The 23,932-nt window shown below is 71.3% G+C and carries 23 protein-coding genes; 14 read left to right on the plus strand and 9 right to left on the minus strand.

Going from position 1 to position 23,932, the window contains the following annotated elements:
• The first annotated feature begins 5 nt into the window (after nt 1-5).
• Complete coding sequence (locus tag RM788_RS49160; RefSeq protein WP_315928346.1) at nt 6-779, plus strand: DeoR/GlpR family DNA-binding transcription regulator; 774 nt, start codon at nt 6-8, stop codon at nt 777-779.
• A gap of 24 nt (nt 780-803) precedes the next feature.
• Here RM788_RS49160 and RM788_RS49165 read toward each other — a convergent pair whose 3' ends face one another.
• Genes RM788_RS49165 through RM788_RS49175 form a run of 3 tightly spaced genes read right to left on the minus strand, consistent with a single transcriptional unit; the run spans nt 804 to nt 3,961 of the window.
• Nucleotides 804-1,448, minus strand: coding sequence for a response regulator (locus RM788_RS49165; protein ID WP_315928348.1), 645 nt, complete (start codon nt 1,446-1,448; stop codon nt 804-806).
• A gap of 3 nt (nt 1,449-1,451) precedes the next feature.
• On the minus strand, nt 1,452-2,642 hold the full coding sequence (locus tag RM788_RS49170) for a sensor histidine kinase (RefSeq protein WP_315928350.1): 1,191 nt from the start codon (nt 2,640-2,642) through the stop codon (nt 1,452-1,454).
• On the minus strand, nt 2,639-3,961 hold the full coding sequence (locus RM788_RS49175) for a hypothetical protein (protein WP_315928352.1): 1,323 nt from the start codon (nt 3,959-3,961) through the stop codon (nt 2,639-2,641). The genes RM788_RS49170 and RM788_RS49175 overlap by 4 nt, the downstream gene beginning before the upstream one ends.
• Nucleotides 3,962-4,413: 452 nt before the next feature.
• Between RM788_RS49175 and RM788_RS49180 the strand changes: the two genes are divergently transcribed.
• Nucleotides 4,414-5,787 (plus strand): endo-1,4-beta-xylanase, encoded by a 1,374-nt coding sequence (locus tag RM788_RS49180; protein WP_315928354.1) that lies wholly within the window; start codon nt 4,414-4,416, stop codon nt 5,785-5,787.
• 139 nt (nt 5,788-5,926) lie between these two features.
• Here RM788_RS49180 and RM788_RS49185 read toward each other — a convergent pair whose 3' ends face one another.
• Nucleotides 5,927-7,780 (minus strand): pectate lyase-like domain-containing protein, encoded by a 1,854-nt coding sequence (locus RM788_RS49185; protein ID WP_315928355.1) that lies wholly within the window; start codon nt 7,778-7,780, stop codon nt 5,927-5,929.
• A 233-nt stretch (nt 7,781-8,013) separates the two neighbouring features.
• On the opposite strand from RM788_RS49185, the gene RM788_RS49190 reads away from it, so the two are divergent.
• Together RM788_RS49190 and RM788_RS49195 are read left to right on the plus strand one after the other, a co-directional pair.
• Nucleotides 8,014-8,841: an SDR family oxidoreductase gene (locus RM788_RS49190; RefSeq protein WP_315928357.1), complete on the plus strand. Its 828-nt coding sequence runs from the start codon at nt 8,014-8,016 to the stop codon at nt 8,839-8,841.
• Between the two features lie 23 nt (nt 8,842-8,864).
• Nucleotides 8,865-9,938: a Gfo/Idh/MocA family protein gene (locus tag RM788_RS49195; protein ID WP_315928359.1), complete on the plus strand. Its 1,074-nt coding sequence runs from the start codon at nt 8,865-8,867 to the stop codon at nt 9,936-9,938.
• Nucleotides 9,939-10,002: 64 nt separating this feature from the next.
• Here the strand turns inward: RM788_RS49195 and RM788_RS49200 are convergent, their stop codons facing one another.
• Complete coding sequence (locus RM788_RS49200; protein ID WP_315928362.1) at nt 10,003-10,755, minus strand: SDR family NAD(P)-dependent oxidoreductase; 753 nt, start codon at nt 10,753-10,755, stop codon at nt 10,003-10,005.
• 193 nt (nt 10,756-10,948) lie between these two features.
• Between RM788_RS49200 and RM788_RS49205 the strand changes: the two genes are divergently transcribed.
• The 7 genes from RM788_RS49205 to RM788_RS49235 all read left to right on the plus strand — a co-directional run bounded on the left by RM788_RS49205 (nt 10,949) and on the right by RM788_RS49235 (nt 16,166).
• The gene (locus tag RM788_RS49205; RefSeq protein ID WP_315928364.1) at nt 10,949-11,305 is read left to right on the plus strand and encodes an MmcQ/YjbR family DNA-binding protein; all 357 of its coding nucleotides are present in this window, start codon (nt 10,949-10,951) and stop codon (nt 11,303-11,305) included.
• Between the two features lie 82 nt (nt 11,306-11,387).
• Complete coding sequence (locus tag RM788_RS49210) at nt 11,388-11,534, plus strand: hypothetical protein (RefSeq protein WP_315928365.1); 147 nt, start codon at nt 11,388-11,390, stop codon at nt 11,532-11,534.
• 115 nt (nt 11,535-11,649) lie between these two features.
• A complete protein-coding gene (locus RM788_RS49215; RefSeq protein WP_315928366.1) occupies nt 11,650-12,693 on the plus strand; it encodes a cobalamin B12-binding domain-containing protein in 1,044 nt (347 codons plus the stop codon).
• A gap of 141 nt (nt 12,694-12,834) precedes the next feature.
• Nucleotides 12,835-14,049 (plus strand): cytochrome P450, encoded by a 1,215-nt coding sequence (locus RM788_RS49220; RefSeq protein WP_315928367.1) that lies wholly within the window; start codon nt 12,835-12,837, stop codon nt 14,047-14,049.
• A complete protein-coding gene (locus RM788_RS49225) occupies nt 14,046-14,693 on the plus strand; it encodes a TetR/AcrR family transcriptional regulator (protein WP_315928368.1) in 648 nt (215 codons plus the stop codon). The genes RM788_RS49220 and RM788_RS49225 overlap by 4 nt, the downstream gene beginning before the upstream one ends.
• Nucleotides 14,694-14,748: 55 nt before the next feature.
• Nucleotides 14,749-14,949, plus strand: a complete 201-nt coding sequence (locus RM788_RS49230; RefSeq protein WP_315928369.1) for a ferredoxin — start codon at nt 14,749-14,751, stop codon at nt 14,947-14,949.
• Nucleotides 14,946-16,166, plus strand: a complete 1,221-nt coding sequence (locus tag RM788_RS49235) for an NAD(P)/FAD-dependent oxidoreductase (RefSeq protein ID WP_315928371.1) — start codon at nt 14,946-14,948, stop codon at nt 16,164-16,166. Before RM788_RS49230 ends, RM788_RS49235 begins: the two co-directional genes overlap by 4 nt.
• A gap of 62 nt (nt 16,167-16,228) precedes the next feature.
• Here RM788_RS49235 and RM788_RS49240 read toward each other — a convergent pair whose 3' ends face one another.
• Nucleotides 16,229-17,089, minus strand: a complete 861-nt coding sequence (locus RM788_RS49240; RefSeq protein ID WP_315928373.1) for an SCO6745 family protein — start codon at nt 17,087-17,089, stop codon at nt 16,229-16,231.
• Between the two features lie 103 nt (nt 17,090-17,192).
• On the opposite strand from RM788_RS49240, the gene RM788_RS49245 reads away from it, so the two are divergent.
• On the plus strand, nt 17,193-18,524 hold the full coding sequence (locus RM788_RS49245) for a hypothetical protein (protein ID WP_315928375.1): 1,332 nt from the start codon (nt 17,193-17,195) through the stop codon (nt 18,522-18,524).
• Between the two features lie 3 nt (nt 18,525-18,527).
• Here the strand turns inward: RM788_RS49245 and RM788_RS49250 are convergent, their stop codons facing one another.
• Entirely contained in the window at nt 18,528-18,875 is a 348-nt protein-coding gene (locus RM788_RS49250; protein WP_315928377.1) for an STAS domain-containing protein, read from the minus strand.
• A 188-nt stretch (nt 18,876-19,063) separates the two neighbouring features.
• Nucleotides 19,064-19,546 (minus strand): MarR family winged helix-turn-helix transcriptional regulator, encoded by a 483-nt coding sequence (locus RM788_RS49255; RefSeq protein ID WP_315928379.1) that lies wholly within the window; start codon nt 19,544-19,546, stop codon nt 19,064-19,066.
• Nucleotides 19,547-19,692: 146 nt separating this feature from the next.
• Between RM788_RS49255 and RM788_RS49260 the strand changes: the two genes are divergently transcribed.
• A complete protein-coding gene (locus tag RM788_RS49260) occupies nt 19,693-20,868 on the plus strand; it encodes a PP2C family protein-serine/threonine phosphatase (protein WP_315928381.1) in 1,176 nt (391 codons plus the stop codon).
• 275 nt (nt 20,869-21,143) lie between these two features.
• Entirely contained in the window at nt 21,144-22,967 is a 1,824-nt protein-coding gene (locus RM788_RS49265; protein WP_315928383.1) for a tetratricopeptide repeat protein, read from the plus strand.
• Here the strand turns inward: RM788_RS49265 and RM788_RS49270 are convergent, their stop codons facing one another.
• Nucleotides 22,968-23,831 (minus strand): alpha/beta hydrolase, encoded by an 864-nt coding sequence (locus tag RM788_RS49270; protein WP_315928385.1) that lies wholly within the window; start codon nt 23,829-23,831, stop codon nt 22,968-22,970.
• Between the last annotated feature and the right edge of the window lie 101 nt (nt 23,832-23,932).

Here is a 23,932-nt window from a genome sequence, read left to right on the forward strand (position 1 = left end):
CGACCATGCCCAAGGAGCAGCCCGTCTTCGCGGAGGAGCGGCGTCAGCGGATCGCCGATGCCGTCGCGGCCCAAGGCCGGGTCCGGCTGGCCGAGCTCGTCGAGGCGCTCGGCGTGACGGAACCGACCATCCGCAAGGACCTGGACGAGTTGCAGCGGCGGCAGTTGCTCCGCCGCACGCACGGTGGTGCGATCGCTTACCACCAGCACATCGAGGTGAACTTCCACGACCGAGGACTGCGCAACCGGCAGGCCAAGGAACTGATCGCGCGGGCGTGCCGGGAGGAGATCGCCCAAGGCGAGTCGGTGTTCCTCGATTCCGGGACGACCGTCGAGGAGATCGCGAACGGGCTCGACCACCTCGACGTCAACGTCCTCACCAACGCGCTCGGCGTGGCCAACCTGGTGGCCGACCAACCCGGTGTCCGGCACACGCTGATCGGTGGGCAGATCCGGTCCCTCGGCGGTTCCCTGGTCGGACCGGTCGCCCTGGACAACCTGATGCGCTTCACGGTCGACGTCGCCTTCGTCGGAGCGAGCGGGCTGACCGGGGACGGCATCAGCGTCGCCGACGTGTCCGAGGCGCAGATCAAGCGGACCGTCATCGACCGGGCCCGGAGGGTGGTGGTTCCCATGGACAGCAGCAAGTTCGGCACGAGCGACTTCGTCACCGTGTGCTCGCTCGACCAGGTCGACCTGATCGTCACCGAGCGGGCGACCGAGGACGTCACCCGCTGGTGCCAGGAGCACGACGTCGACCTGCACGTCGCGAAAGCCTGACGGGCCTGCGGTGGGAGAGGAGTCCTATGCCTTGAGGTAGGCCAGTACGGCGAGCACGCGGCGGTGGCCCGCGTCCGTGGTGGGCAGTCCGAGCTTGGTGAAGATGTTGCCGATGTGCTTGTGGACCGCGCCGTCGCTGACGACCAGCATGCCGCCGATGGTGGAGTTCGAGTGGCCTTCGGCCATCAACCCCAGCACCTCCCGCTCGCGCGGCGTGAGAGCTTGCAGGGGGTCGTCGGCGCGGCGGCGCACGAGCAACTGGGCGACGACCTCGGGGTCCATCGCGGTGCCGCCCGCGGCCACGCGGTTGAGGGCTTCGAGGAAGTCGGCGACCTTGCCCACCCGCTCCTTGAGCAGGTATCCGACACCGCCGGTGCCGTCGGCCAGCAGTTCGGTCGCGTAGCTCTCCTCGACGTGGGCCGACAGCACGAGCACCGCCAGACCGGGCCACCGCTTGCGGGCCTCGACGGCGGCGCGCAGGCCTTCGTCGCGGAAGGTCGGGGGCATCCGGACGTCGACCAGGGCGATGTCCGGGCGGTCGGCCTCGATGGCGGCGAGCAGGTCGTCGGGGTTGTCGACGGCGGTGACGACCTCCATGCCCTCAGCCCGCAGCAGGTGTGTGAGGCCCTCCCGCAGGAGGGCGTCGTCCTCGGCGATCACGATGCGCACAGGTCATGATCCCGCAGGGATGTCGACCCGCACCACGGTGGGGCCACCCTGAGGGCTGACGACCGTGGTCGTGCCGTCGAAAGCGGCGACCCTGCGCCGGATTCCGACCAGTCCGCTGCCGCCAGCTTCGTCGGCACCGCCGAGGCCGTCGTCGGTGACCTCGACGACCAGCACACCGCTGTCGTCGCGCAGGCTCACCGTGATCCGCTCGGCCCCGCTGTGCTTCACGGCGTTGGTGAGCGCCTCGGCCACCACGAAGTACGCCGCCGCCTCCACGGCGGCGGGCATGCGCGGCAGGGGGTGCTCGTCGACGGTGCACGGGATCGCGCAGTGCCCGGCCAACGAGGCCACCGCGCCGGACAGACCGCGGTCGACGAGCACGGGCGGGTAGATGCCGCGCACGACCTCGCGCAGTTCGGCCAAGGCGTCCGTGGCGGCGTTCTGCGCGGTGTGCACCATGGGCAGCGCCGACGCGGGGTCGCGGGCCAGGGCGCGTTCGACCATGCCGAGGTGCATGACGACCGCGACGAGGCGGTTCTGCGTGCCGTCGTGGAGGTTGCGCTCGATGCGCCGCAGTTCGGTGCCGTGCGCTTCCAGGGCGGCCGCCCTGGTCTCGGTGACCTCGGCTAGGCGTTCGGTGAGCGACTTCTTCGGCGGTGCGAGCCAGTTCGCGCTGAGCTTCGCGTACCACCGGGCCACGGGCGGCACGATCAGAACGCCCACCAGGGCGTAACCGGCCGCGGTGGCCAGGGCGAGCAGCGCGTCGCCCCAGGAGAGCACCGGCATGGCCAACGTGGTGGTGACGTCGGGGATGGTCCACCAGAACGCGGCGATCACGACGTTCTGCAACGCGCCAAGCGGTGTGCCCGCGGCGACGAACCCGACGACCATGCCGACACCGGCCTGCAGCACCAGCCATCTGAGGTCACGGCGCGTGTCGGGGGTGATCGCCACGGCATTGCCCGGTGGACGTCGGGTCGCGGTGCCCAGGAAGCGGGCGGTCCGGTCGCGTTCACCGGTCGCGAACCGGTGGGCGATCTCGATGAGGCGGGGGAGCAGCGGCAGCGTGACGATCAGCGCCGCGCACAGGATCATCCCCATCAGCAGGCCGAGGGCCGCGAGGCCCTTGAACGCGGTGACGATGAGGAACCGCCACGCCTTCGGCCACTGCCGGTCTGGGGCCGGGTCGGTCACGGTGACTGCTCCTCGCTGGAACGGGCGGGGCCGGAAGGGGACCAATGGTGGCATGTGTGGAAGTCAGGCTTCCGCACATGCCACCGGGCGACGGCGACCAGGCCACGACCGGTCGCGTCGTGGTGGGGGTGGCCGGAGTGGTGGATGTGGCGGGTGGATCGGTGGAGGTGGCGGGTGGAGTGGCTGAGGTGGCGGGTGGGGTGGTGGAGGTGGCCGGTGAGGTGGTGGGGGTGGCCGGTGGGGTGGCGGGGGTGAGTCGCGACTCGGTCCAGTTCGCGGGTATTGCCGCCAGGGGTGTCGGGGTGCGGTTGGTCGTGTAGTGGTGGGTAGGGATGGGGGAGTGAATCCGATGCCCTGCTTCGGTTGGCTGCGACGGTTGCGGGCGACAGCAGGGCGGCCTGCTGCATTTCTGCGGTGATGGGCGCGGTGGGGATGTGGGCTGACTCGGCCAAGCCTGCTGCGATGGTGGAGAGGGGCGTTGGGTTGCGCCCGCTGGTCGGCGTAGGGCTAGACCGGGGAGCGCTGGACCGGAGAGGGCTGGACCGGGGAGCGCTGGACCGGGGAGCGCTGGACCGGGGAGCGGTGGATCGGGGAGCGGTGGGCAGGTGACTCGATCCGTTCTGGCCTGCTGTGGTCATCGCTGGTGGCATCAGGCCGCGACCAAGCGCGTGGTTGTGCACCAGGGTGATCAGGACGCTGATCGTCAGCGCCATGGTTGTGAACCGCACGATCGTCATCGCGTCGACCGACAGCCCATCCCACGGGGTGAGGAACAGCGGCAGGTGCCAACCAGCCCACAGCAGGCCGAGGGTGGTGGTCGCGATCAGAGGGTGGAGGCGGGTCAACGCGAAGTCGCGCCGGCCGGGTTTCTCGGCCGGGCCGGTAGTGTAGAACTGGAGCGCGAGCATCGGCACGTGGACCAGCAGCGCCGTGGTGGACGGCAACGCCGTGGTGGACAGCAGCCGCACGGCCTTCTCGCCGTCGGGCAGTGCGAGCGTGCCGGTGACGACCGCGAACGGGACGCCCAGCAGCGCTGGCGCGTACCTCCACAAGCCTGCGCGGACCTGGCCCTCGGTGATGGCGGTGACCGTGAACGCCGCGGCCGGTGGTCCGGGGTAGATGGCGGGCAGGATCGCGGTGAGCTGGTTGCCCAGGAGCAGAGCGGGGCGATGGAAGTCGGACAGCACGCCGGGCAGCCACGCGCGCCGGCTGATGTCGCGGGCGGGGCCGAAGAACGCGATCAGCGGGAAGCGCACGACCAGGGTCCGGCCGCGGTCGCGGGGTGCGAGGCCGGTGTCGGCGGTCGGTGTGGAGGTCATGCCACAACGCTAGAAATCGATCTTGGCGAAGTCATTGCAGTCGGGGGCCGTCCTGGGGGTGGAGCCCACTCCACCACCGGCTACGCCCACTGGACCGTCAGCGCCACCGATACGATCACCGGTGTGGCAAAAGTTTCGATATTTGCTTCGCAACAGTTCTGTCGAGTCGGACCGCCATTCAAGACGTTCGACGAAGATCGACTCCGATAGCTATAAACTGCCTTTCAGCTGTGTGTTTCGGTGTTCCGACGCCAATCATCGAGGTGTCGCAGCGCGTCGCCCATAACGCGTTTGGTCCAACGCGCAGTCCCGCGATGCCTACTTTCGGTGTCCACACCGGTCCGGTTGCAGGCTTGCGACGCCTATATGTTTCGGTCGATACTCCGGCGGCACAGATCCTTCACCCACCCCACCTGGCGAACCAACAGGTGCTCTGCAGAAGGTGCCAAAACATGAAACTGACAACGAGGTCAGTGTCACGGGCGTTACTCGTCACTACCCTGGTGATCGCCAGCACGGGCGCCACGCTGCTGCTGGCGACGTCCGCCAACGCGGGCACCACGCTGGGCGCTTCGGCCGCGGAGAGCGGTCGGTACTTCGGTACGGCGGTCGCGGCGAACAAGCTGTCGGACTCGACCTACGTGGGCATCCTGAACCGCGAGTTCAACATGGTCACGCCCGAGAACGAGATGAAGATCGACGCGACCGAACCCAACCAGGGGCAGTTCTCCTACGGCAACGCCGACCGGATCGTCGCCCACGCCAAGGCACAGGGCATGCGGGTGCGCGGCCACACCCTCGCCTGGTATTCCCAGCAACCCGGCTGGATGCAGAGCATGTCCGGCAGCGCCCTGCGCTCGGCGATGCTCAACCACGTCACCCAGGTGACCTCCCACTACAAGGGGCAGCTGTACTCCTGGGACGTGGTGAACGAGGCGTTCGCCGACGGCAGCTCCGGCGGCCGCCGCGACTCCAACCTCCAGCGCACCGGTGACGACTGGATCGAGGCCGCGTTCCGCGCGGCGCGGGCGGCGGACCCGAACGTGAAGCTCTGCTACAACGACTACAACACCGACGACTGGTCGCACGCCAAGACCCAGGGCGTGTACCGGATGGTGCAGGACTTCAAGTCCCGCGGCGTCCCGATCGACTGCGTCGGCTTCCAGTCCCACTTCAACAGCAACAGCCCCGTGCCCTCCAACTACCAGACCACCCTGTCCAGCTTCGCCGCGCTCGGCGTGGACGTGCAGATCACCGAACTGGACATCGAGGGCTCCGGCTCCACCCAGGCCTCCAACTACCAGCGCGTCGTGCAGGCCTGCATGGCCGTCGCCCGCTGCAACGGCATCACCGTGTGGGGCATCCGCGACAGCGACTCCTGGCGCTCCTCGGGCACCCCGCTGCTGTTCGACGGCTCCGGCAACAAGAAGGCCGCCTACACCTCGGCCCTCAACGCCCTCAACTCCGGCGGCACCACCTCGCCGACCACCACCACGACCACCACGACGACGACCACGCCGCAGAACCCGGGTGGTGGCGGCTGCACCGCCTCGGTGTCCCTCAACTCCTGGGCGCAGGGCTTCGTGGCGACCGTGAAGGTGACGGCCGGATCCTCGGCGATCAGCTCCTGGACGGTGACCCTCGGCCTGCCCTCGGGCGCGACCGTCACCAACTCGTGGAACGCCCAGGGCACCGGCACCACCGGCACCACGCAGTGGAAGAACGTCAACTTCAACGGGAACGTCGCGGCGGGCCAGTCCACCGAGTTCGGCGTCCAGGCGACGGGCTCCGGCTCCGGCATCACCACGAGCTGCTCGGCCGCCTGATCCGACGAGACCCCTCCGGGGGTCCACGTCGTTCCACGCCGGCGGCCGCCACCTGTCCGGCGTGGTGCGGAAAACCCGGTGGGCCGGAGCGTCGCGCTCCGGCCCACCGGGTCCGAACTTCATTCCTACCGCGACGACGTCACGGCGTCGGGTACTTCACGACGAACACCGGCGTGCCGCTCTTGGTGCTGTCCGCGGCCTCGCCCACGCCGTTCACGACGTGGTCGACCGTGCCCGCGCTGAGGTTGACCGTCATGATGTGGTTCAGCACCACACCGGGGGTCTTGGGCACCTCGAACCCGTTCTCCGTGTGGATCGACGAGTTGTTCTGGTTGAACACGTACACACCGGCTCCGTACAGGGTGTGCGTCTTCACGCGGTTGCCGACCTTGTACCCGGCGTAGCCCTCGACGTTCCCGTTCATCCAGTCGGCCTGGGTGGGCGGGTCGTAGGGGAGTTCGTTCTGGTACAGGATCGTGGTGCCCTTGTCGCCGTTCCAGATGGTGTTGTACTGCTGGAAGTGCTCGACGAACAGGCCCGTCGCGGTGACGTGGTCGCCGTTGACGACGACGCCGTTGCGGCCGGTGTTGGTGTTCCAGCGCTGGGTGTCGGTGAAGCCCTCGACGCCGTGGTCGGCCCGCCACACCCAGGTGTGGTCGATGAGGACGTTGTCGCTGTTGACCTCCAGCGCGGTGTCGACCTTGCCGACGTGCGGTCCGCCGACGCGGAAGTACACGTCCGACAGCGTGGTCGGGTTGGCCGAGGAACTCCAGCCCCAGCCGTTCTTCTTGCCCACCCGCAGCAGGACCGGCGACTTCTGCGTGCCCGCGTCGACCGTCACGCCCGCGATCACGACACCGGGGACGTCCGCGACGTCGAGCGGGATCGATCCCTGGGTCGCGGTGAGCGTGGCGTGCCCGAGACCGAGCACGACCGCGTTGGGGCGCTTGACCTCGATGCTCCGCGCGATGTCGTAGACGCCGGGCGTGAGCAGCAGGTTCTTGCCGCGGTCGAGCTGGTTGTTGATGTCGCGCACCGAGTCGCCCGGCTTCGCGACGTAGAAGTCGCTCAGCGGCAGCGTGCGGCCCTGCGTCAGGCCCGCCGCCCACGAGGTGCCGCTGGTGTTCTTCTTCGCGGCGGGCACGCGCACGTTGTACTTGCCCTTGGCGTCGACGAACAGGTACGGCTTCTCGCGGCTCACCGGGGTGGTGTCGACCGTGGTGTAGGGCGGGTCCGGGAACGCGGAGTCGTCGGGGGCGCCGACGACACCCGAGAAGACCTGGTTCCACACGCCGTTGGACCAGCTCGCGACCTCGCTGTTGCGGGTCAGCCACTGCTGCTGCGAGCCGTTGGTGGTCGCGGGCAGCTTGAAGCCGCCGCTGGCGTACTGCGGACCGGCGGTGCAGTAGTCCATCAGCGACAGACCGCCGCCGGTGATGTTGACGCGGCGCAGCGACACGGCCTGGGAGACGGCCCAGAAGTTCGCCGTGGACCGGCAGCCGTCCTGGCCCGCCGCGTTGACGTTGATCGTCAGGTTGGACAGCGTGCGCCAGAAGTTGACCAGGGCGAGGCAGTTGCCAGTGCCCCCGTCGGCGAGGCAGCGGTTGTAGACCTCGACCTTGCCGTTGATCACGACGTCGGTCGGGGCGGCGCCCAGGCCCGCGATCTCGGTGTAGTAGCCCACCTTGATCTGCAACGGGTGCTCGGCCGTGCCGTACGAGCCGGGCTTGAAGAGGTAGGCGAAGCGCTCGGTGCCCATCTCGTTGTCGACCTGCTTGGTGTAGGTCGCGTCGAGCTTCGCCTGGATCTCCGCGACCGGCGTGCTCGGGTCGAAGACGGTGACGTTCGCCCCGAGGTCCGGGGTGGTCGGGCGCGCAGGCGTGTTCGGCGCGGCCGTCGCGGTGGTCGCGGCGGCGACCAGGACTACGAGGCTGAGCGAGAACAGCCTGCCGAGTCTCCGGCGGCCGGGGTGGCCACCTGCTCTGTGGCGCATGATCATCATCGACCTGCCTGTTCGAGTGGCGGAGGGGGAGGGCTGACAGCGGTAGGCCTGAGAGCGCTCCCATCGAGTCGGACATGTTGTACCCCGTGAACCGGTTCCGCGCCATGAGCGGCGAAGGGTCCTACGGACGTTTCCTGTGGTGGGTGATCGTCCGCCTTTCGGACGGCGCCGTTCGTCCGACGGGGGGAGGATCGGCTGGGACTTCGGGAAGGGAAGGCGCCGCCTTGAGCAAGATCTGGTTCATCACCGGTACCTCGCGCGGTTTCGGCCGGGAGTGGGCGGAGGCGGCGCTGGAGCGCGGCGACCGCGTCACGGCGACCGCCCGCGACGTCGACGCGCTCAAGCCGCTGGTCGACAAGCACGGCGACGCCGTGCTGCCGTTGGCGCTGGACGTGACGGACAAAGCCGCCGTCGACGCGGCGGTCGCCCAGGCGCACGAGCACTTCGGGCGGCTGGACGTGGTGGTCAACAACGCGGGCTACGGGCTGTTCGGCACCATCGAGGAGGTGTCGGAGCAGCAGGCGCGCGACCAGATCGAGACCAACCTGTTCGGGGCCCTGTGGGTGACCAAGGCGGCGGTGCCCGTCATGCGCGGGCAGGGCGGCGGCCACATCGTCCAGGTCTCCTCCATCGGCGGCATCTCGGCGTTCCCGAACATCGGGCTCTACCACGCGTCCAAGTGGGGGCTGGAGGGCTTCAGCCAGGCGCTGGCCGCCGAGGTGGCGCCGTTCGGGATCAAGGTGACCGTGGTCGAGCCGACCGGGTACAGCACCGACTGGGCCGGGTCCTCCGCCGTCCACGCCGACCCGATCGACGCCTACAACGACGCCCGCGCGGCCCGTGCCGCCCGCACCCGGCCCGGTATGGTCGGCGACCCCACCGCCACCCGCGCCGCGATCCTCGCGGTCGTGGACGCGGACGAGCCGCCGTTGCGGATCTTCTTCGGCCGCGGGCTGCTGGACCGGGCGCGCGCGGAGTACGAGGGCAGGCTGTCGGTGTGGGAGGCGTGGAACGACGTGTCCGAGGCGGCGCACGGCACACCGGAGAGCTGACCGGGCGCCCGCGATGATGTTGGATGCGTGAGGTGACGAGCTTCGCGATCGTGGGTTCCGGGTGGCGTGCCGAGTACTTCTGGCGGCTCGCCGCCGCGCTGGACGGCGTGACGTGCGCCGGTGTGGTGTCGCGACGGCCGCAGGAGCTGCCGGTGCCGGTGTACACGTCGCTGGACGAGTGCCTCACGGGCGCGCGGCCGGACTTCGTGGTGACCGCCGTGCCGTGGCACGTGACACCCGGCCTGGTCGTGGACCTGGTCGGGCGCGGGATCCCGGTGCTGGCCGAGACCCCGCCCGCGCCCGACCTGGACGGGCTGCGGGAGCTGTGGCACGAGGTCGGCGGCAGCGGATTGGTGCAGGTCGCCGAGCAGTACACCCGCATGCCCGCCCACGCCGCCCGCGTCGCACTGGTCCGGTCCGGCGTGATCGGCGATCCGACGAGGGTGGACGTGTCGTCGACCCACCAGTACCACGCCGTGTCCCTCATCCGGACCCTGCTGGGCGCGGGACGCGGACCCGCCGAGGTGCGGGCCGTGCGGACGACCGCGCCGCTGGCCGACCCGATCACCCGCGACGGCTGGGCGGATCCCGTGGAGGTCAAGCAGGCCACGACGACGATCGCCACCATCGCGTTCGCCGACGGCGGGTTCGGGCTGTACGACTTCACCGACAACCAGTGGCACAACCAGCTGCTCACCCGGCGCTTGTTGGTGCGGGGCACGAAGGGGGAGTTGCGCGACCACGAGGTCGTCCGGCTGGCGGCCGACCGCACGATCGTCCGCTCGGAGATCGTGCGCAGGCAAACCGGCTACGACCTGGACCTGGACGGGTTCGACACCGACCACATCACCTTCGGCTCCGACGTGCTCCACCGCAACCCGTACCAGGGACAGCGGTGGAACGACGAGGAGATCGCGATCGCCACCCTGCTGGAGGACATGGCGGCCTGGGGCACCGACTCGGGCCCCGAGCCCTACCCGCTGGCCGACGGCGTCCACGACCACCGGGTCGCGCTGGCGATCGAGGAGGCCGCGGACTCGGGGGTCGCCGTCCACGTCGGTGAGGAGCCCTGGAGCGGTCCCCGGTCCGGGGCTTGATCAGCAGGAGAGGTCGGGCAGCAGGTCGAGGCGGGGACGTCCGATCGGCTCCCGGCGGATGTGATCAGACCTGCGCCAGTCCGCCGTCGACGAAGAACTCGGCCCCGGTGGTGAAGGAGCTCTGGTCGCCCGCCAGGAAGGCGGCCATGGCGGCGACCTCCTCGGGGCGGCCCATGCGCTTGAGCGGGAGCTGGGAGGACATCGCGCCCTGGAACTCCTCCGTGCTCAGGTCGGACCCGGTCGCGAGGCGCTCGATGGCGGGAGTGGTGACGGGGCCGGGGCTGATCACGTTCACCCGCACGCCCCGCGGTGCCAGTTCGGCCGCGAAGGTGCGGCCCAGGCTGCGGATGGCCGCCTTGGACGCCGAGTACAGGCCCATGCCCTCGGTGCCCTTGACCCCGGCGATGGAGGACAGCAGGACCACGGTCGCCCCCGGCGCGAGCAGGGGGAGCGACTTCTGCACGGTCAGGAGGATCCCCTTGACGTTGATGTCGAAGACGCGGGCGAACTCGGCCTCGGTGGCGTCCTCCAGCCGGGCGATGTCGCCCACGCCCGCGTTGGCCACCACGGTGTCGAGCCGCCCGCCGTCCTGGCGGATCACGTCGAAGAGGTGGTCGAGGTCCGCGGCCCTCGACACGTCGGCGCGCACCGCGACCGCGTTCGGGCCGATCTCCTCGGCGGCCGCCGCCAGTTCGGCCTCGCGCCTGCCGGTCAGGTAGACGCGCGCGCCGTCGTCGGCGAAGCGCTGTGCGATGGCCCGGCCGATCCCGCTCGACCCGCCGGTGACCAGTGCCGTCCTGCCGGTGGTGCTTCCCATGACTTCTCCTTGATGTAACCAGTGTTGTTACATTGAAGGGCCGCGTCGCCCCTGTCGAGATGGCCGGTGCGCGCACCACCGCGTCGGACGTCCGTGATCACCTTCGCCGTTGGTCGTAACCATAGTTATTACAACGGCGGTCGTGCAACCCGACCGCGTTTACACTCCTCGTTCCGACCTCTTGGGGGCTGCAATGGTCGTGCACAGCGACGCGTTCTTCCGGATCGTCGACGCGCTCGTCGACGTGCAGCGCGCCCAGGGCGGGCAGTACACGTCCTTCGCGGTGCGGGGGAAGCGGTTCGGCTACCACTGGCCGCGCACGGAGACGGTCGGCTTGAAGCAGACGATCTCCGAGCAGCATGCGCTGGTGTCGGAACGGCCGGACGTGTTCGAGGAGCAGTTCACGTCGGGCGGGTTCGGGTGGGTGGTCGTGCGGCTCGACGGGATCGAGGCCGACGAGCTGGCCGAGCTGGTCTTCGAGGCCTGGCGGTTGTCCGCCCCGGAGGAACTGATCGCCGAAGTGCCTGATTGGGCACATGCGCGGCCGTGAATGCGTTCTGTTCTCGATTCACCGGAAAGTCTGCGGGACTGGTGGTTTATTTCATCGGGTGAAACCGTACAATTACGGTTTCATGAAGCCCTATCCGCCCGATCCGGAAGTATGGAAAAATCGCGGCTGTGGAGCGTCAACGCTGGTGGAAGCGCTGGCCGAGGTGCATTCGCCCGCGTCGGGCAGTACGATCGGTTCATCGAGGTCCGCTGTTCACGAGGAAAATTGATTCACTCGCCGATGGAAATTCCACGCTGACACTTGCGCGGTCCGGTTCTCCGGATCGGCCTTCGAAGGTGTTCGTTTAGAGTCTTCATTTTCGTCGATGTGGTGGAGGAGGGTCCGTGACCGCGTTGTCGGGGCCCGCCGAGGCGTACGACCACGCGCTGTCCACGGGCGACGTGCCCGGTGCGGTGGCGCTGGTCCAGGGCCTGATCGCGGAGGGCGCCGATCCGCTCGCCGTCCTGGTCGAGGTCATCTGCGAGGTCCAGCGCGCGATCGGCGCCCGGTGGGAGTGCGCCCGGTGGTCGGTCGGCGAGGAGCACGCCGCGACCGCCGCCGCGATCGCGGCGACCGGGGTGATCGCCCGGTTCGCCGACCGCGTGCCGGTGACGAAGGGGCGGATCGTGGTCGCCTGCCCGCAGCGGGAGTGGCACACGCTGTCGGCGATGATCGTCAGCGCCGCCTTCCGCCTGCTCGGCTGGGACGCGGTCATGCTCGGCGCGGGCACCACGCCCGCCCGGCTGGGGCGGTGCGTCGAGGAGACCGGCGCGGACGTGACGGCGATCACCTGCACCGTCCTCGGCGCCCTGCCCGCCGCCCGGAAGCTGATCGAGGTGAGCACCGCCGCGGGCGTCCCGACCCTGGTCGGCGGTGCGGCGTTCGGTGTCGACGCCCAGCGCGCCCTCGCCATCGGGGCGAGCGCTTGGGCGCCCGACGCGCAGGTGGCGGGCCCCCTGCTGGACAGCCTGCTGGGCCTGGCGCCGAGGGCGGTCGTGCCCGCGGGGAGGCGGGTGGTCGAGCAGTCGGCGATCGGACTCCGCCACGACGGCCTCGTCGAGGCGGTCAGCGGGAAGTGGTCGGCCGCGTCGATCCCCGACGCCGGGGACGTGCCCGACCGGGACGGGTTCTCCACCGCCTGCGACGGCGTGCTGCGCCAGGCCCTGCACTCGGTGGCGGCCACGCTGCTGACCGGTGACCCGAGGCCGATCCCGGCCACCGCCGCGTGGATCGACCGGGTGCTGACGGCCCGCGGCGCGGAGACCCGGCACACCGTCGAACTCGGCGATCTGCTCGCGGCCGCGCTGCACGAGTTCCCGACCGCGCAGGAGTTCGTGGCGCGGCACTGGGGCGAGGACCTCGTTTTCGACGGGGGAGGGGCCCGGTAGGAACTTGGTCAACCGACAGCAGCGGTCCTGTGACCTAGTGTTACGCCAAGAACGTCGTTCCGGTTAAGTCAGTCGCTTGACTCAGCACCCGGAACGCGGTTGGCTTGACCGGTCCGAGATCGACGCTGAGGAGGACTCGCGGTGGCACAGAACGACGCTGACCAGGTGTTGGACTACCCGATCCCGGTGTCGGAGGCGCTGGAGCCGCCCGCCGAGTGGGCCGAACTGCGCCAGGGCTGCCCGGTCGCGCGGGTGACGCTGCCCAGCGGCGACCAGGCGTCGCTGCTCACCCGGTACGAGGACGTCAAGCAGGTGCTGGCCGACCCCCGGTTCAGCAGGCGCCTCAACGCGCCCGACGCGGCGCGCGTCTCGGCCAACGAGTCCGGCGGGGTGTTCAACGGGTCGCTCGCGAAGGCCATGCCCGAGGAGACCCACCAGCAGTGGCGGCGCATGGTCGGCAAGTGGTTCACCGCCAAGCGGATGACGGCCCTCAGGCCCGGCATCGAGGCGATGGTGGAGCGCCTGATCGACGAGATGGAGCGCGTCGGCGCCCCGGTCGACCTCGTCGCGAGCCTCGGCTTCCCGCTGCCGGTGTGGGTCATCTGCGACATGCTCGGCGTGCCGGAGTCCGACCGGGACAGGTTCGCCTACTGGTCGAACACGCTGCTCAGCCTCACCCGGTACACGCAGGCCGAGATCGACGAGGCCCAGGCGGAGTTCGCCGCGTACATGTCCGCGCACATCGCCGCCACCCGCGCGAAGCCGGGGGACGACCTGATCAGCGAGCTGATCGCCTCGGCCGCGGGCGCCGGAGCGGTCATGCCGGACGAGGCGCTGCTGTCCACCGCGCAGGGGCTGCTGGTCGCGGGCCACGAGACGACCGCGAACATGATCGGCAAGATGCTCTCCATGCTGCTGGCCGACCGCGACCGCTGGGAACGGCTGCTGGCCGACCGGTCGCTGGTGCGCACGGCCGTCGAGGAGGCGCTGCGCATGGACGCCAACCCCGGCTTCGGCATCCCGCGCTACATCACCGAGGACGCCGAGATCGGCGGGACGCGGGTGCCGCGCGGGACGACCGTGGTGTGCAGCCTGGCCTCGGCCAACCGCGACGAGAGCGAGTTCGACGACGCCGCCGAGATGGACCTGGGGCGCAGCCCGAACACCCACCTCGCGTTCGGCGCGGGCGCCCACTCGTGCCTCGGCCAGTCGTTGGCGCGCACCGAGCTGCAGGCCGTGCTCGACGTGCTGCTGCGCAGGCTGCCGACGTTGGACCTCGCCGTTCCGGTCGAGGAGCTGCGGCGGGTCGAGGGACTGATCATCGGGGGGCTGCGCGAAGTCCCCGTGCGGTGGTGAGGGCGGGCCGCGCCGAGCAGGCAGGGCACACCCAGGAGCTGATCCTGACGGCGGCGGAACGGCTGTTCGCCGAACAGGGCGTGTCCGCGGTGTCCAACCGCCAGGTCGGCGAGGCCGCGGGGCAGGGCAACAACTTCGCCGTCGGCTACCACTTCGGTTCCAAGGCGGACCTGGTGCGCGCCATCGTGCGCAGGCACGCCGAACCGGTGGAGCTGCTGCGCGCGCGGATGCTGGCCGGGATCGGCGACAGCGGCGAGGTGCGCGACTGGGTGGGCTGCCTGGTCCGCCCGTTCACCGAGCACCTGGCGCAGCTGGGCAGCCCCACCTGGTACGCGCGGTTCGGGGCCCAGGTGATGACCGACCCGGTGCTGCGCCGCATCATCATCGACGACGCGCTCGGCACGGAGCTGATGCGGCGGATCCTCGACGGGCTCGACCGCTGCCTGCCGTTCCTGCCACCGCCGGTGCGCGCCGAACGCGGCGACATGGCCCGCAACCTGATGTCGCACACGTGCGCCGAACGGGAGCGGGCCCTCGCCGAGGGGACACCCACGCCCAGGTCCTCCTGGGGCGACACGGCCACCGGCCTGATCGACGCGATCGTCGGGCTGTGGCTGGCACCGGTCACCGCCACCGAGGCGTGACCGGGACGACCGAGATGAGACGGGCACCCGCCCGTCGTGCGGAGGAGTGCGACACGTGAAGATCACTGTGGACGAGGACAAGTGCTGCGGTGCGGGGTCCTGCGTCCTGTCCGCGCCCGAGGTGTTCGACCAGCGCGACGAGGACGGTGTGGTGGTGCTGCTCGACGCCGAGCCTGCCGAGGAGCTGCACGCCGCCGTCCGCGAGGCCGCGCAGGTGTGCCCGGCCGCGGCGATCGTGCTGAGCGGCACCGCGTGAGCACGCCGTCGAGCGTCCTGGTCGTCGGCGCGTCGGCCGCGGGCCTCGCCACGGCGGAGGCCTTGCGCCGCAAGGGGTACGTCGGTGAGCTGACCCTGTTGGGCGACGAACCGCACGTGCCCTACGACCGGCCGCCGCTGTCCAAGCAGGTCCTCGGCGGGGTCTGGGTGCCCGAGCGCGCGCACCTGCGCGTGCCGGAGGTGCTCGACGCGCTGGACGCCCGGTTCGTGCTCGGTGACGCGGCCGTGTCCCTGGACGTGCCGACGCGCACCGTCGGCACCGCCTCCGGCCTGAGCCTGCGGGCGGACGCCGTCGTGCTGGCCACCGGTGTGCGGCCGCGCGCCCTGCCCGACCAGGCCGGCCTCGCCGGTGTCCACGTGCTGCGCACCCTGGACGACGCCCTCGCGCTGCGCGCGGATCTCCTGACGTGCAAGCGGCTGGTGGTGGTGGGCGACGGCGTGCTCGGGGCCGAGGTCGCCGCCACCGCTCGGACGATGGGCGTCGAGGTCACCCTGGCGGGCCCCCAGCGCGCGCCCCTGGCGATGCAGCTCGGACCGCTGGTCTCGGGGCTGCTCGGGGAGTTGCACGCCGAACGCGGGGTGGACCTGCGCCTCGGGGTGGCGGTCAGCGGGTTGACCGCGGCGGACGGCCGGGTCACCGGCGTGCGCCTGGCCGACGACGAGGTGCTGCCCGCCGACGTGGTGGTGGTCGCGCTCGGGGCGATCCCGGCGACGGAATGGCTCGCGGGCAGCGGGCTGCGCGTGGACAACGGCGTGGTGTGCGACGCCCACTGCCGTGCGGCGGAGGGGATCTACGCCGTCGGGGACGTCGCCCGGTGGCACCACGACCGGCTGGACTCGTTGCTGCGGCTGGAGAACCGCACCAACGCCACCGAGCAGGCCGTGCTGGTGGCGGACAACGTGCTGGGCGCGGACCGCCGGTACGCGCCGGTGCCGTACTTCTGGACCGACCAGTTCGACGCCAAGCTCCAGATCCACGGCGTGCTGGCCGCCGACGCCGACGTGGCAGTCGTGGAGGGCTCCGTCGACGCGCGCAGGTTCGTCGCGCTGTTCCACCGCGGCGGCGAGGTCGTCGGGGTGCTCGGTTGGAACATGGCCAAGCAGTCCCGTCTGCACCGGCAGCGCCACCTGGTGGAGTTGGAGGACTTCGCAGGCTCGCACGTGACCGCCGCGGAGGTGGAGAAGGCGGACTTCTAGGCGTCCGCTGGAGGTCGATCAGCATCGGCGGGTGCGCTCGTGACCGGCGGGGGCCGACCCGACTACCCGTCGATCTCGAGCACGCCGATCGGGTGCACCTCGGGGAGGACGGCGTGGCAGGCCACGGCCGGGGCGCGCAGGTCGTGGGCCAGTCGCCGGACGCCGTCGACCGTGCCGCCCGCCCGTGCCAGCCCGTCCCACGCCAGGTCGTCCGTGGTCTCCTCGACGCGGGCGAGCAGCCGCTTGCCCGCGTCGCTGGTGGTCCGGTCGTCGCGGAGCAGCCCGCGGGCCGCCAGCCCCTCCGCGGCGGCCGTCCACTCCTCGTCGGTCCACCCGCGCGCGGCTTGCAGCACCGGGCGGGAGAGGTCGGAGCCCGCGCGCAGCACCAGCGACTCGACGCCGGTCAGCCCCGCCGCCACCAGGGCCGCGACGTGGCCGTCGCCGCGGTGCTCGCGCAGGATCGTGGCCGCCAGCCACAGCCGGTGGAGCGGGTCCTCCGGACGCGGCAGCGCCTGGTTGGCGGCGGCCAGCACCCGACCGTCGCAGGGCAGGGCCGACGCGAGCGCCCACAGGTCGTCGGCGAGCCGGTCGTGGGGGCCTTCGGGAAGCACCTCGGCGAGCGCCCGCCCGGTCCCGTCGAGCCGGGCGGCGAGCACCTCGGCGGGGGAGGCCAGGCCCCAGACGGCGGGCAGGGCGCGCGCGGTCATCGAGGCGGAGAAGCCGAAGAACGACGCGCGGACCGGAGCCTCGCCCACCGGGCCCAGCGGGGCCGACCGCTGCGCGAAGTAGCCGCGCCAGAACCCGCGCAGACCCGCGGCCTCCAGGGCGGCGAGCGTCGTGGGGTGGAAGTAGACGACCGCGTGCACCGACTCGAACAGCGCCCACAGCCGACGGGCCAGCGCGGGGCCCTCCTCGTCCGTCATGCCGTCGATGATGCCGCATGGCGCGGCGGAACCCGCTCTGGTGCGCAGGGTGTCCGCCTGGTTACGTTGGGCTCATCCATCCCCCGGCGCTGAGGGAGTCGGCATGAGCACGCGGATCGGTTGGCCGAGGGTGTTCACGGCCGTGTTGGCGCTCGTGGCGGTGGTGGCGACGACGGCGCCCGCCTCGGCGCGTCCCACCGGGTTCACGCCGGTGGTGTTCGTGCACGGCCAGCAGGGTTCGGCCCAGCAGTGGCAGTCCAACGCCAAGCGGTTCTCCACCAACGGCTACGCCGACCGGCTGCTGCACGCCTACGAGTACGACACCGCCGTGGCGGACAACACCGCCGCGGTGAGCGGGCTCGACGGGTTCATCGCGGGCGTCCTGGCCCGCACCGGTGCGTCGTCGGTCGACGTGATCGCCCACTCCCGCGGCACGTCGGTGGTGCACGAGTACCTGGCCGCACCGGCCCGCGCCGCACTGGTGCGCCGGTACGTCAACGTGGACGGGCGGTCCAGCGCGACGCCTCCGGGAGGCGTGCCGACGCTCGCGCTCTGGGGCAGCCTCCAGCCGGGCGGCTCGATCGGCGGCGCGACGAACGTGTACCTGACGTCGTTGGGGCACACCGAGACCACGACCTCGGCCGAGGGTTTCGCGCACATCCACGCGTTCCTGCGCGGCAGGCCCGCCTTCACCACCGCCATCCGACCCGAGCCGCCCGGCCGGGTGGAGATCGCGGGACGGGCGCTGTACTTCCCGCAGAACGAACCGGTCGCGGGCACCCTGGAGGTGTGGGAGGTCGACGACCGGACCGGCGCCCGCCGCGGCGCGCCCCGGCACACCGCGCAGGTCGCCGCGGACGGCGCGTTCGGGCCGCTGGAGGTCAACGGCCGCAAGCACTACGAGCTGGTGCTCCTGCGCGAGGGGCAGCAGACCTACCACTACTACTTCGAGCCGTTCGAGCGCTCCGACCGGTTCCTGCGGTTGCAGGTCTCGCGTCCCGGAGGCATCGCCGACTTCATCGACAGGTGCCCGACCCACAGCGCTTTCACCATCGTCCGCAACCGCGAGTGGTGGGCCGACCAGCCGGACCCGGCCGACGACGACCGGCTGGAGTTCAACGGTGTCGACGTCCTGGCGCCCGCCATCGCGCCGCGGACGCGGCAGGTCGTCGCCGCCTTCGTGTTCGACGACGGCTGCGACCTCGCGTCCACGCCGGGTGTCCCGCTGCCCCCGTTCGGCGCGCTGCCCTTCCTGACCGGCGTCGACACCTACCTGCCCGCGCAGGCGGACGCCGGAGGCGCGATCAGGGTCACCGAGGGGATCCGCGGGTCCGGTGGCCGCTCGCGCACGATCACCGCGCGGAACTGGCCGTCGGACCGGCACACCGTCACCGTGCAGTTCAAGGACTACGTGGACGACGCGTTCGGCCGGTGAGCCTCAGGTGAGCGCGGCGGCGGGGACGTCGGCGTCCCAGGTGAAGCCGGTCAGACCGAGCACCCGCGCGGCCATGCGGGTGGGGGAGACGAGCCACACCCGGTGACCGGTCCTGCCCAGGTGGAGGTTCAGCCTGGCGACGAAGGTCAGCCCCGAGCAGCTGAGGAAGGTCACCCCGGCGAGGTCGACCACGACGTGGGTGGGGGCGCGCCCGGCCAGTTCCGCATAGGCGGCGTCGAACTGCGGGTCGGTGTCCATGTCGACCTCGCCGGTCAGCGCGACGCGGGGGAGGTCTTCGTCGAAGGTGCACCGGACCTGTCCGGCCGGGAGCACGTCCTCTGTCAGCAGCAAGGTCCGTGCCACCTTCGGTTGTGGGTCGACGTCATCGTTGCACCACGACAAACATCGTTCCCACAGTATGCACGCCGAGTTGGTGGATCTCCAACGTTCACCCCGGAAGTTCATCTGATGCTCAGGTAGCTCGGAGCATCGTTGCTGGTCGGAGCGGCGAACATTTGCCAGACGACAAAAAATGATGCTCAGGCGTGTCGCTCCCACGACTCGTCGGCATCCGCCAGCGTGACCGCCTCGTTGAACTCGGACAGCCCCGTGAACAGCGCTTCCCGCCCGGCCGGGGACATGTCCGCCAGGATCCGCGCCAGCGCCTGGTGCCGGTTGCGGCCGATCTCCGCCAGCAGCGCCCGACCGTCCCTCGTCAGCGCGAGCATCACCTCGCGCCGGTTGTGCACGCTGGCCGCGCGGGTCAGCAGGCCCGCCGCCTGGAGGCGGTCGCACAGCCTGCTCGCCGACGACGGGATGGCGTCCAACTCGGCGGCGAGACCGTTGAGGTTGATCTGGCCATGCCGCTCCACGATGGCCAACGCCTGCATCTGGGAAGGGGAAACCCTGGTCTTCGAGGTCTGCTGGGTGCGGTCCCACAGCGCGGTCAGCACCTCGGCGGCGGACTCCACGGCCGAGGACACGTCCGCTGTGCGCGGACCTCGTCGGTGGCTGCTCGTCATTCCACTACCTTGTCACCTCGGCGCCCATCGGAACAGCCCGGTGCGGCGTGTCGACACTTGTCGTCGGTGCGGGTACGTAGTGTCGGCCCGCCGTGAACGACGGGAGCGCGCGGGCGGACCGCGCGTTCGATACCTGGAGGCCATGAATGAGCGCCATCGACGATCCGCTGGTCCGGGCGGAGCGGGCGCTGCGGGCGAGCCCGCCGCACGCGCTGCTCGACGTGCTGCGCGACACCCTCCGGGCGGGCTTCGGCGCCCTGGACTCCGAGCTGCTGGTCGCCGACTACCGGCTCAGCGTGCTCCAGCCGGTGACGAGGCTGCCGCACACCGCCGAGGCGATCCCGATCAGGACGAGCGCCGCCGGTCGCGCGTTCACCGCGCAGCAGATGCTCCTGGAACCCGTGAACGGCGACGGCGTGACCGCGTACCTGCCGGTGGCCGTGCGCGGGGACCGGCTCGGCGTCCTCGTGGTCACGCTGCCGGACGTGCCCGGCGACGGCGCCAGACAGGCGCTGGTCGACCTGGCCACGGCACTGGGGCACGAGCTGGTCGTGGCGGAGCGCGACACCGACCTGTACCTCCAGGCGCGCAGGAGGGAACGGCTGAGCCTGGCCGCCGAGATGCAGTGGCAGCTGCTGCCCGGCCGGGGGTGCTCGCGCGAGGAGTACTCGCTGGGCGGCCAGCTCGAACCCGCGTACACCATCGGCGGCGACAACTTCGACTGGAGCGCGTCGGCCGACCACCTGACCGTGACGGTCTCCAACGGCATGGGCAGCGGCATCCAGGCCGCGCTGCTCTCGAACCTCGCCATCAGCGCCCTGCGCAACGCGCGGCGGGCCGGTCTGGGCCTGGTGGACCAGGCGTGCCTGGCCGACCAGGCCGTGTACGCCCAGTACGGCGGCGCCCAGCACGTGGCGACCCTGCTGCTGCGCTTCGAGCTGTCGACCGGCCGGGTGGCCGTCGTCGACGCCGGGTCGCCGCACCTGCTGCGGCTGCGCGGCGGAAAGGTTGCGCTGGTCCCGTTCGAGGAGCAGATGCCCCTCGGCATGTTCGAGAGCACCGACTACCAGGAGCAGGACTTCGAGGTGCTGCCGGGTGACCGGCTGGTCGTCGTCAGCGACGGCGTGCACACCGCGCGCTCGCCCAGCGGCGGCGAGTACGGCGAGACCAACCTGGACCGGATCATCCACGACTCGCGCTACCTGCCCGCTCCCGAGGCCGCGCGGGCGATCATCACCGAGCTGCTCGACTACCACGAGGGCAGCGACCTGGTCGACGACGCGGTGGTCGTCTGCCTGGACTGGACCGGCGCCCAGCGCTGACCGGGAACCCGGACCGGTGCGGTCGCTGTTTGTTCAACGGTCCGCACCGGTCCGGCCGGTCCGCCGGAGCGGGCCTGCCGCGCGTTGTTGCTCCAACGTGCGCGCACGGCAAGCGAGGTCTACCCACCGGCGGACCGGCGCACACATCGGGTGGACGACCGGCTTCGGGGAGTTCGGTCCCGATCCCGCGCCGCGGCCCGTTCCGGCAGGTGATCACGGGTGTCCAGGAGGTGCGGACGGGCCGTGGGGCGCTCCCACTACGATCATCCACCCTGATGGCCGGGACGCTCTCGACTCCCGCCGACCACGAACGCACTGGGGGAACGGTGGAGCACGACGCGCGGTGCGCCGAGGAGCGGCTGGAGGCCGAGGGCGAGGTCGCGGTGGCCCGGCTGCTGCTGGCCGACGGCGATCCGGCGCACGCCGCACGGCACCTGTCGGACGCGCTCGCGCGCGATCCGGGGCTCGCCGAGACCTACGAGGCGTTGAGCGAACTCGCGGCACACGTCGGCGGCCCGCACCGCGCCTTGGAGCTGTTCGACCTGGAGACCCCGTACAGCGGCACCGTCGCGGGCCACGCGCACCTGAGCGCGGCGGCGGGGGAGTGGGACGAGGCGGTGCGGCTGCTGGTGCTGGTCGCCGCGCAGGAGCCGGACCGGGCGTGGCTCGACGTGACCTGGCTGCGCGGACCGGACCTGGCCGCGTCGGTCTCGCCGGAGATCATGGTGGCCTCGGCGCTGCACATGGCCTCGTGCCTGCCCGACCCGGTCGACGACGACGTCCGCGAGGCGCTGTCCCCGTTGCTGGCGCTGCTGCGCGAGTCCGTCGCGCTGAACCCGGACGACGCCAGGCTGCTGTGGAGCGGGTCGACGTTCGCCCGCCGCCTCGGCGCGGTGGAGGAGGCGATCGCGTGGGCGCGGCGGTCGTTCGAGGTGGAGCCGAGCCACGAGGCCGCCATCATGATCGGGTACGCGCTGCGCGCGGCGGAGCGGTACGACGAGGCCCTGCGGGTGTGGCAGGACGAGGCCGAGCGCACGCCGGAAGACCTCGGCCTGCACATCGACATCTCCGACCTGCTGGTGCGCCGAGGAGATCCGGAGCGGGCGCTGGTCTGGGCGGAACGCGCGCTGGAGGCCGATCCGACGCACCCGAAGGCCGGGCCGACGGCGGACGCCGTGCGGTACCGGATCGACGGGGACGTCCGGCACCTCCTCGCGCTGGCGGAGTCGGAACTGCCCTACGCGGCCGAGGCGCTGACCGACGTGAGCTGGGACCGGCCGGTGCTGGGCCGTGCCGCGGACCAGACCGAGGCGACCACGAACTCGCTCGGCCAGGCGCTCGAGCAGGTGGAGCCGTCGCCGGACCTGGAGGTCGGGATCACCGTCACGGCCCTGGAGCCGCCGAGTTCCGTGCTGGCCCTGCACCTGGCGTTCCCCAGCGCGACCGTGGTGTTCGAGTCCGTTCCGGACCCAGATCCGCGCGTCGCGAAGTACGAGGTGGAGCACGCGGTCTGGACTTACGACGACGCGATCGCGCGTCCGGCGGTGCCGCCGCCCTCGCCCGAGGCCGCCGAGGCGGTGCGCCGGATCGCGTCGTTCCGCTGGGAGAGCCTGCCCGCCCTGTACGACTCGACCGTCGTGCTGTCCGCCGTCGATCCCGCCGACCTGCTCGGCACCCTGGTCCACCCGCCCGCCACCCCGGACACGGAGTTCGGCGCGACGATGGCCCGGCACGCGCCCAACCTGTGGCTCAGCGGCGTGCAGGTGACCGCCTGCCTGGGGATCGCGCACCACGCCGTGGACGAGCCGTGGGAGACCTCGCGCAGGCGCGAGATCCTGCTGGACCTGTTGCACGGCGCGGAGGACTGGGTGAACGTCGCCGCCGGGATCGCGCTCGTCGCCACGGCGTGGGTCGTGCCCGAGACGCGCCAGGACGTGAAGTACCACGTCGTCACGCGGATGGTCGACGCCGTGCGGGCTTCCCACCAGCGGCAGGTGTCGATCCTCGGGCCGCTGTGCGAGCTGGTCCTGGTCACGCCCGGGACCGAGGACGACTACACGAGCCTGGCGAAGGACGCTCTGTCCACATTGGATGAATGACTACCGTGCTCCCGCGACAGCTTCGGCGATCATCGCCATCGTGGTGCGGGCGCGGACCGGGTCCTCGGTGAGGAAGTAGTGGTCCACACCGGGAGTCCGGTCGAGGACGACCGGGATTCCCTCCTGGCGCAGGCGTTCCGCGTAGCGCTCGCCGTCGTCGCGGAGAGCGTCCCGCTCCGCGGTCAGCACGACCGCGGGCGGGAGCCCCGACAGGTCCGGCGCGAGCACCGGTGAGGCGTACGGGTGCGCGCGCGTCGCGGCGTCGGGGAAGTAGACGCGCCGGACCAGCCGTCGCAACTCCGGCGAGATCATCCCCGGCCCGTGGTCCGGCACCTCGCAGGCCATGTCGAGCGCGGGGACGCCGAGCACCTGGAGCACTGGCCGGAACGAGCCGCTGTCACGGGCTTGCAGGCAGACCGACGCCGCCAGCCCGCCACCGGAGGAGAAGCCGCCGACCGAGATCCGGTCACCGTCCAGGCCGTTGTCGCCTTCGGCCGCCCAGGCCGCGACGTCGTGGCACTGGTGCTGCGCCACGGGGTAGGTGACGTACGGGCCGGTGCGGAAGTCGACGTTGAGCACCACGACCCGCGCGGTGGCCGCGAGGTAGCGGCACCACCAGTCGTCCATGGCCGGGTACCGCATCAGCCACGCGCCGCCGTGGAAGTGGACGTGCGCGGGTGCTTCGGTGCCAAGTCCTGGCGGCCGGTACACGTGCACCGGCACCTTCCCGTGCCTCGTCGGCACCCGGAACACCTGCGGTCGCGGCAGATCCGTGCCCGCGAAGCGCAGGTCGTCGCCGTACCGAACGGTCCACTTCGCGGTGGCGTGCATGAGCATCGCCCGCAGCCGGTCGTCGAGTCGCACCACAGGTCTTCGTGCCGGACCGGCAGATCGGATCACCCGAAGAGGTGTTTTTCAGGTGACAACGGGGTACCACCACCATGATCGCGTCATGGGACGCGGAC

Origin of the sequence: Umezawaea sp. Da 62-37, assembly GCF_032460545.1 — a bacterium.
Lineage (GTDB): Bacteria > Actinomycetota > Actinomycetes > Mycobacteriales > Pseudonocardiaceae > Umezawaea.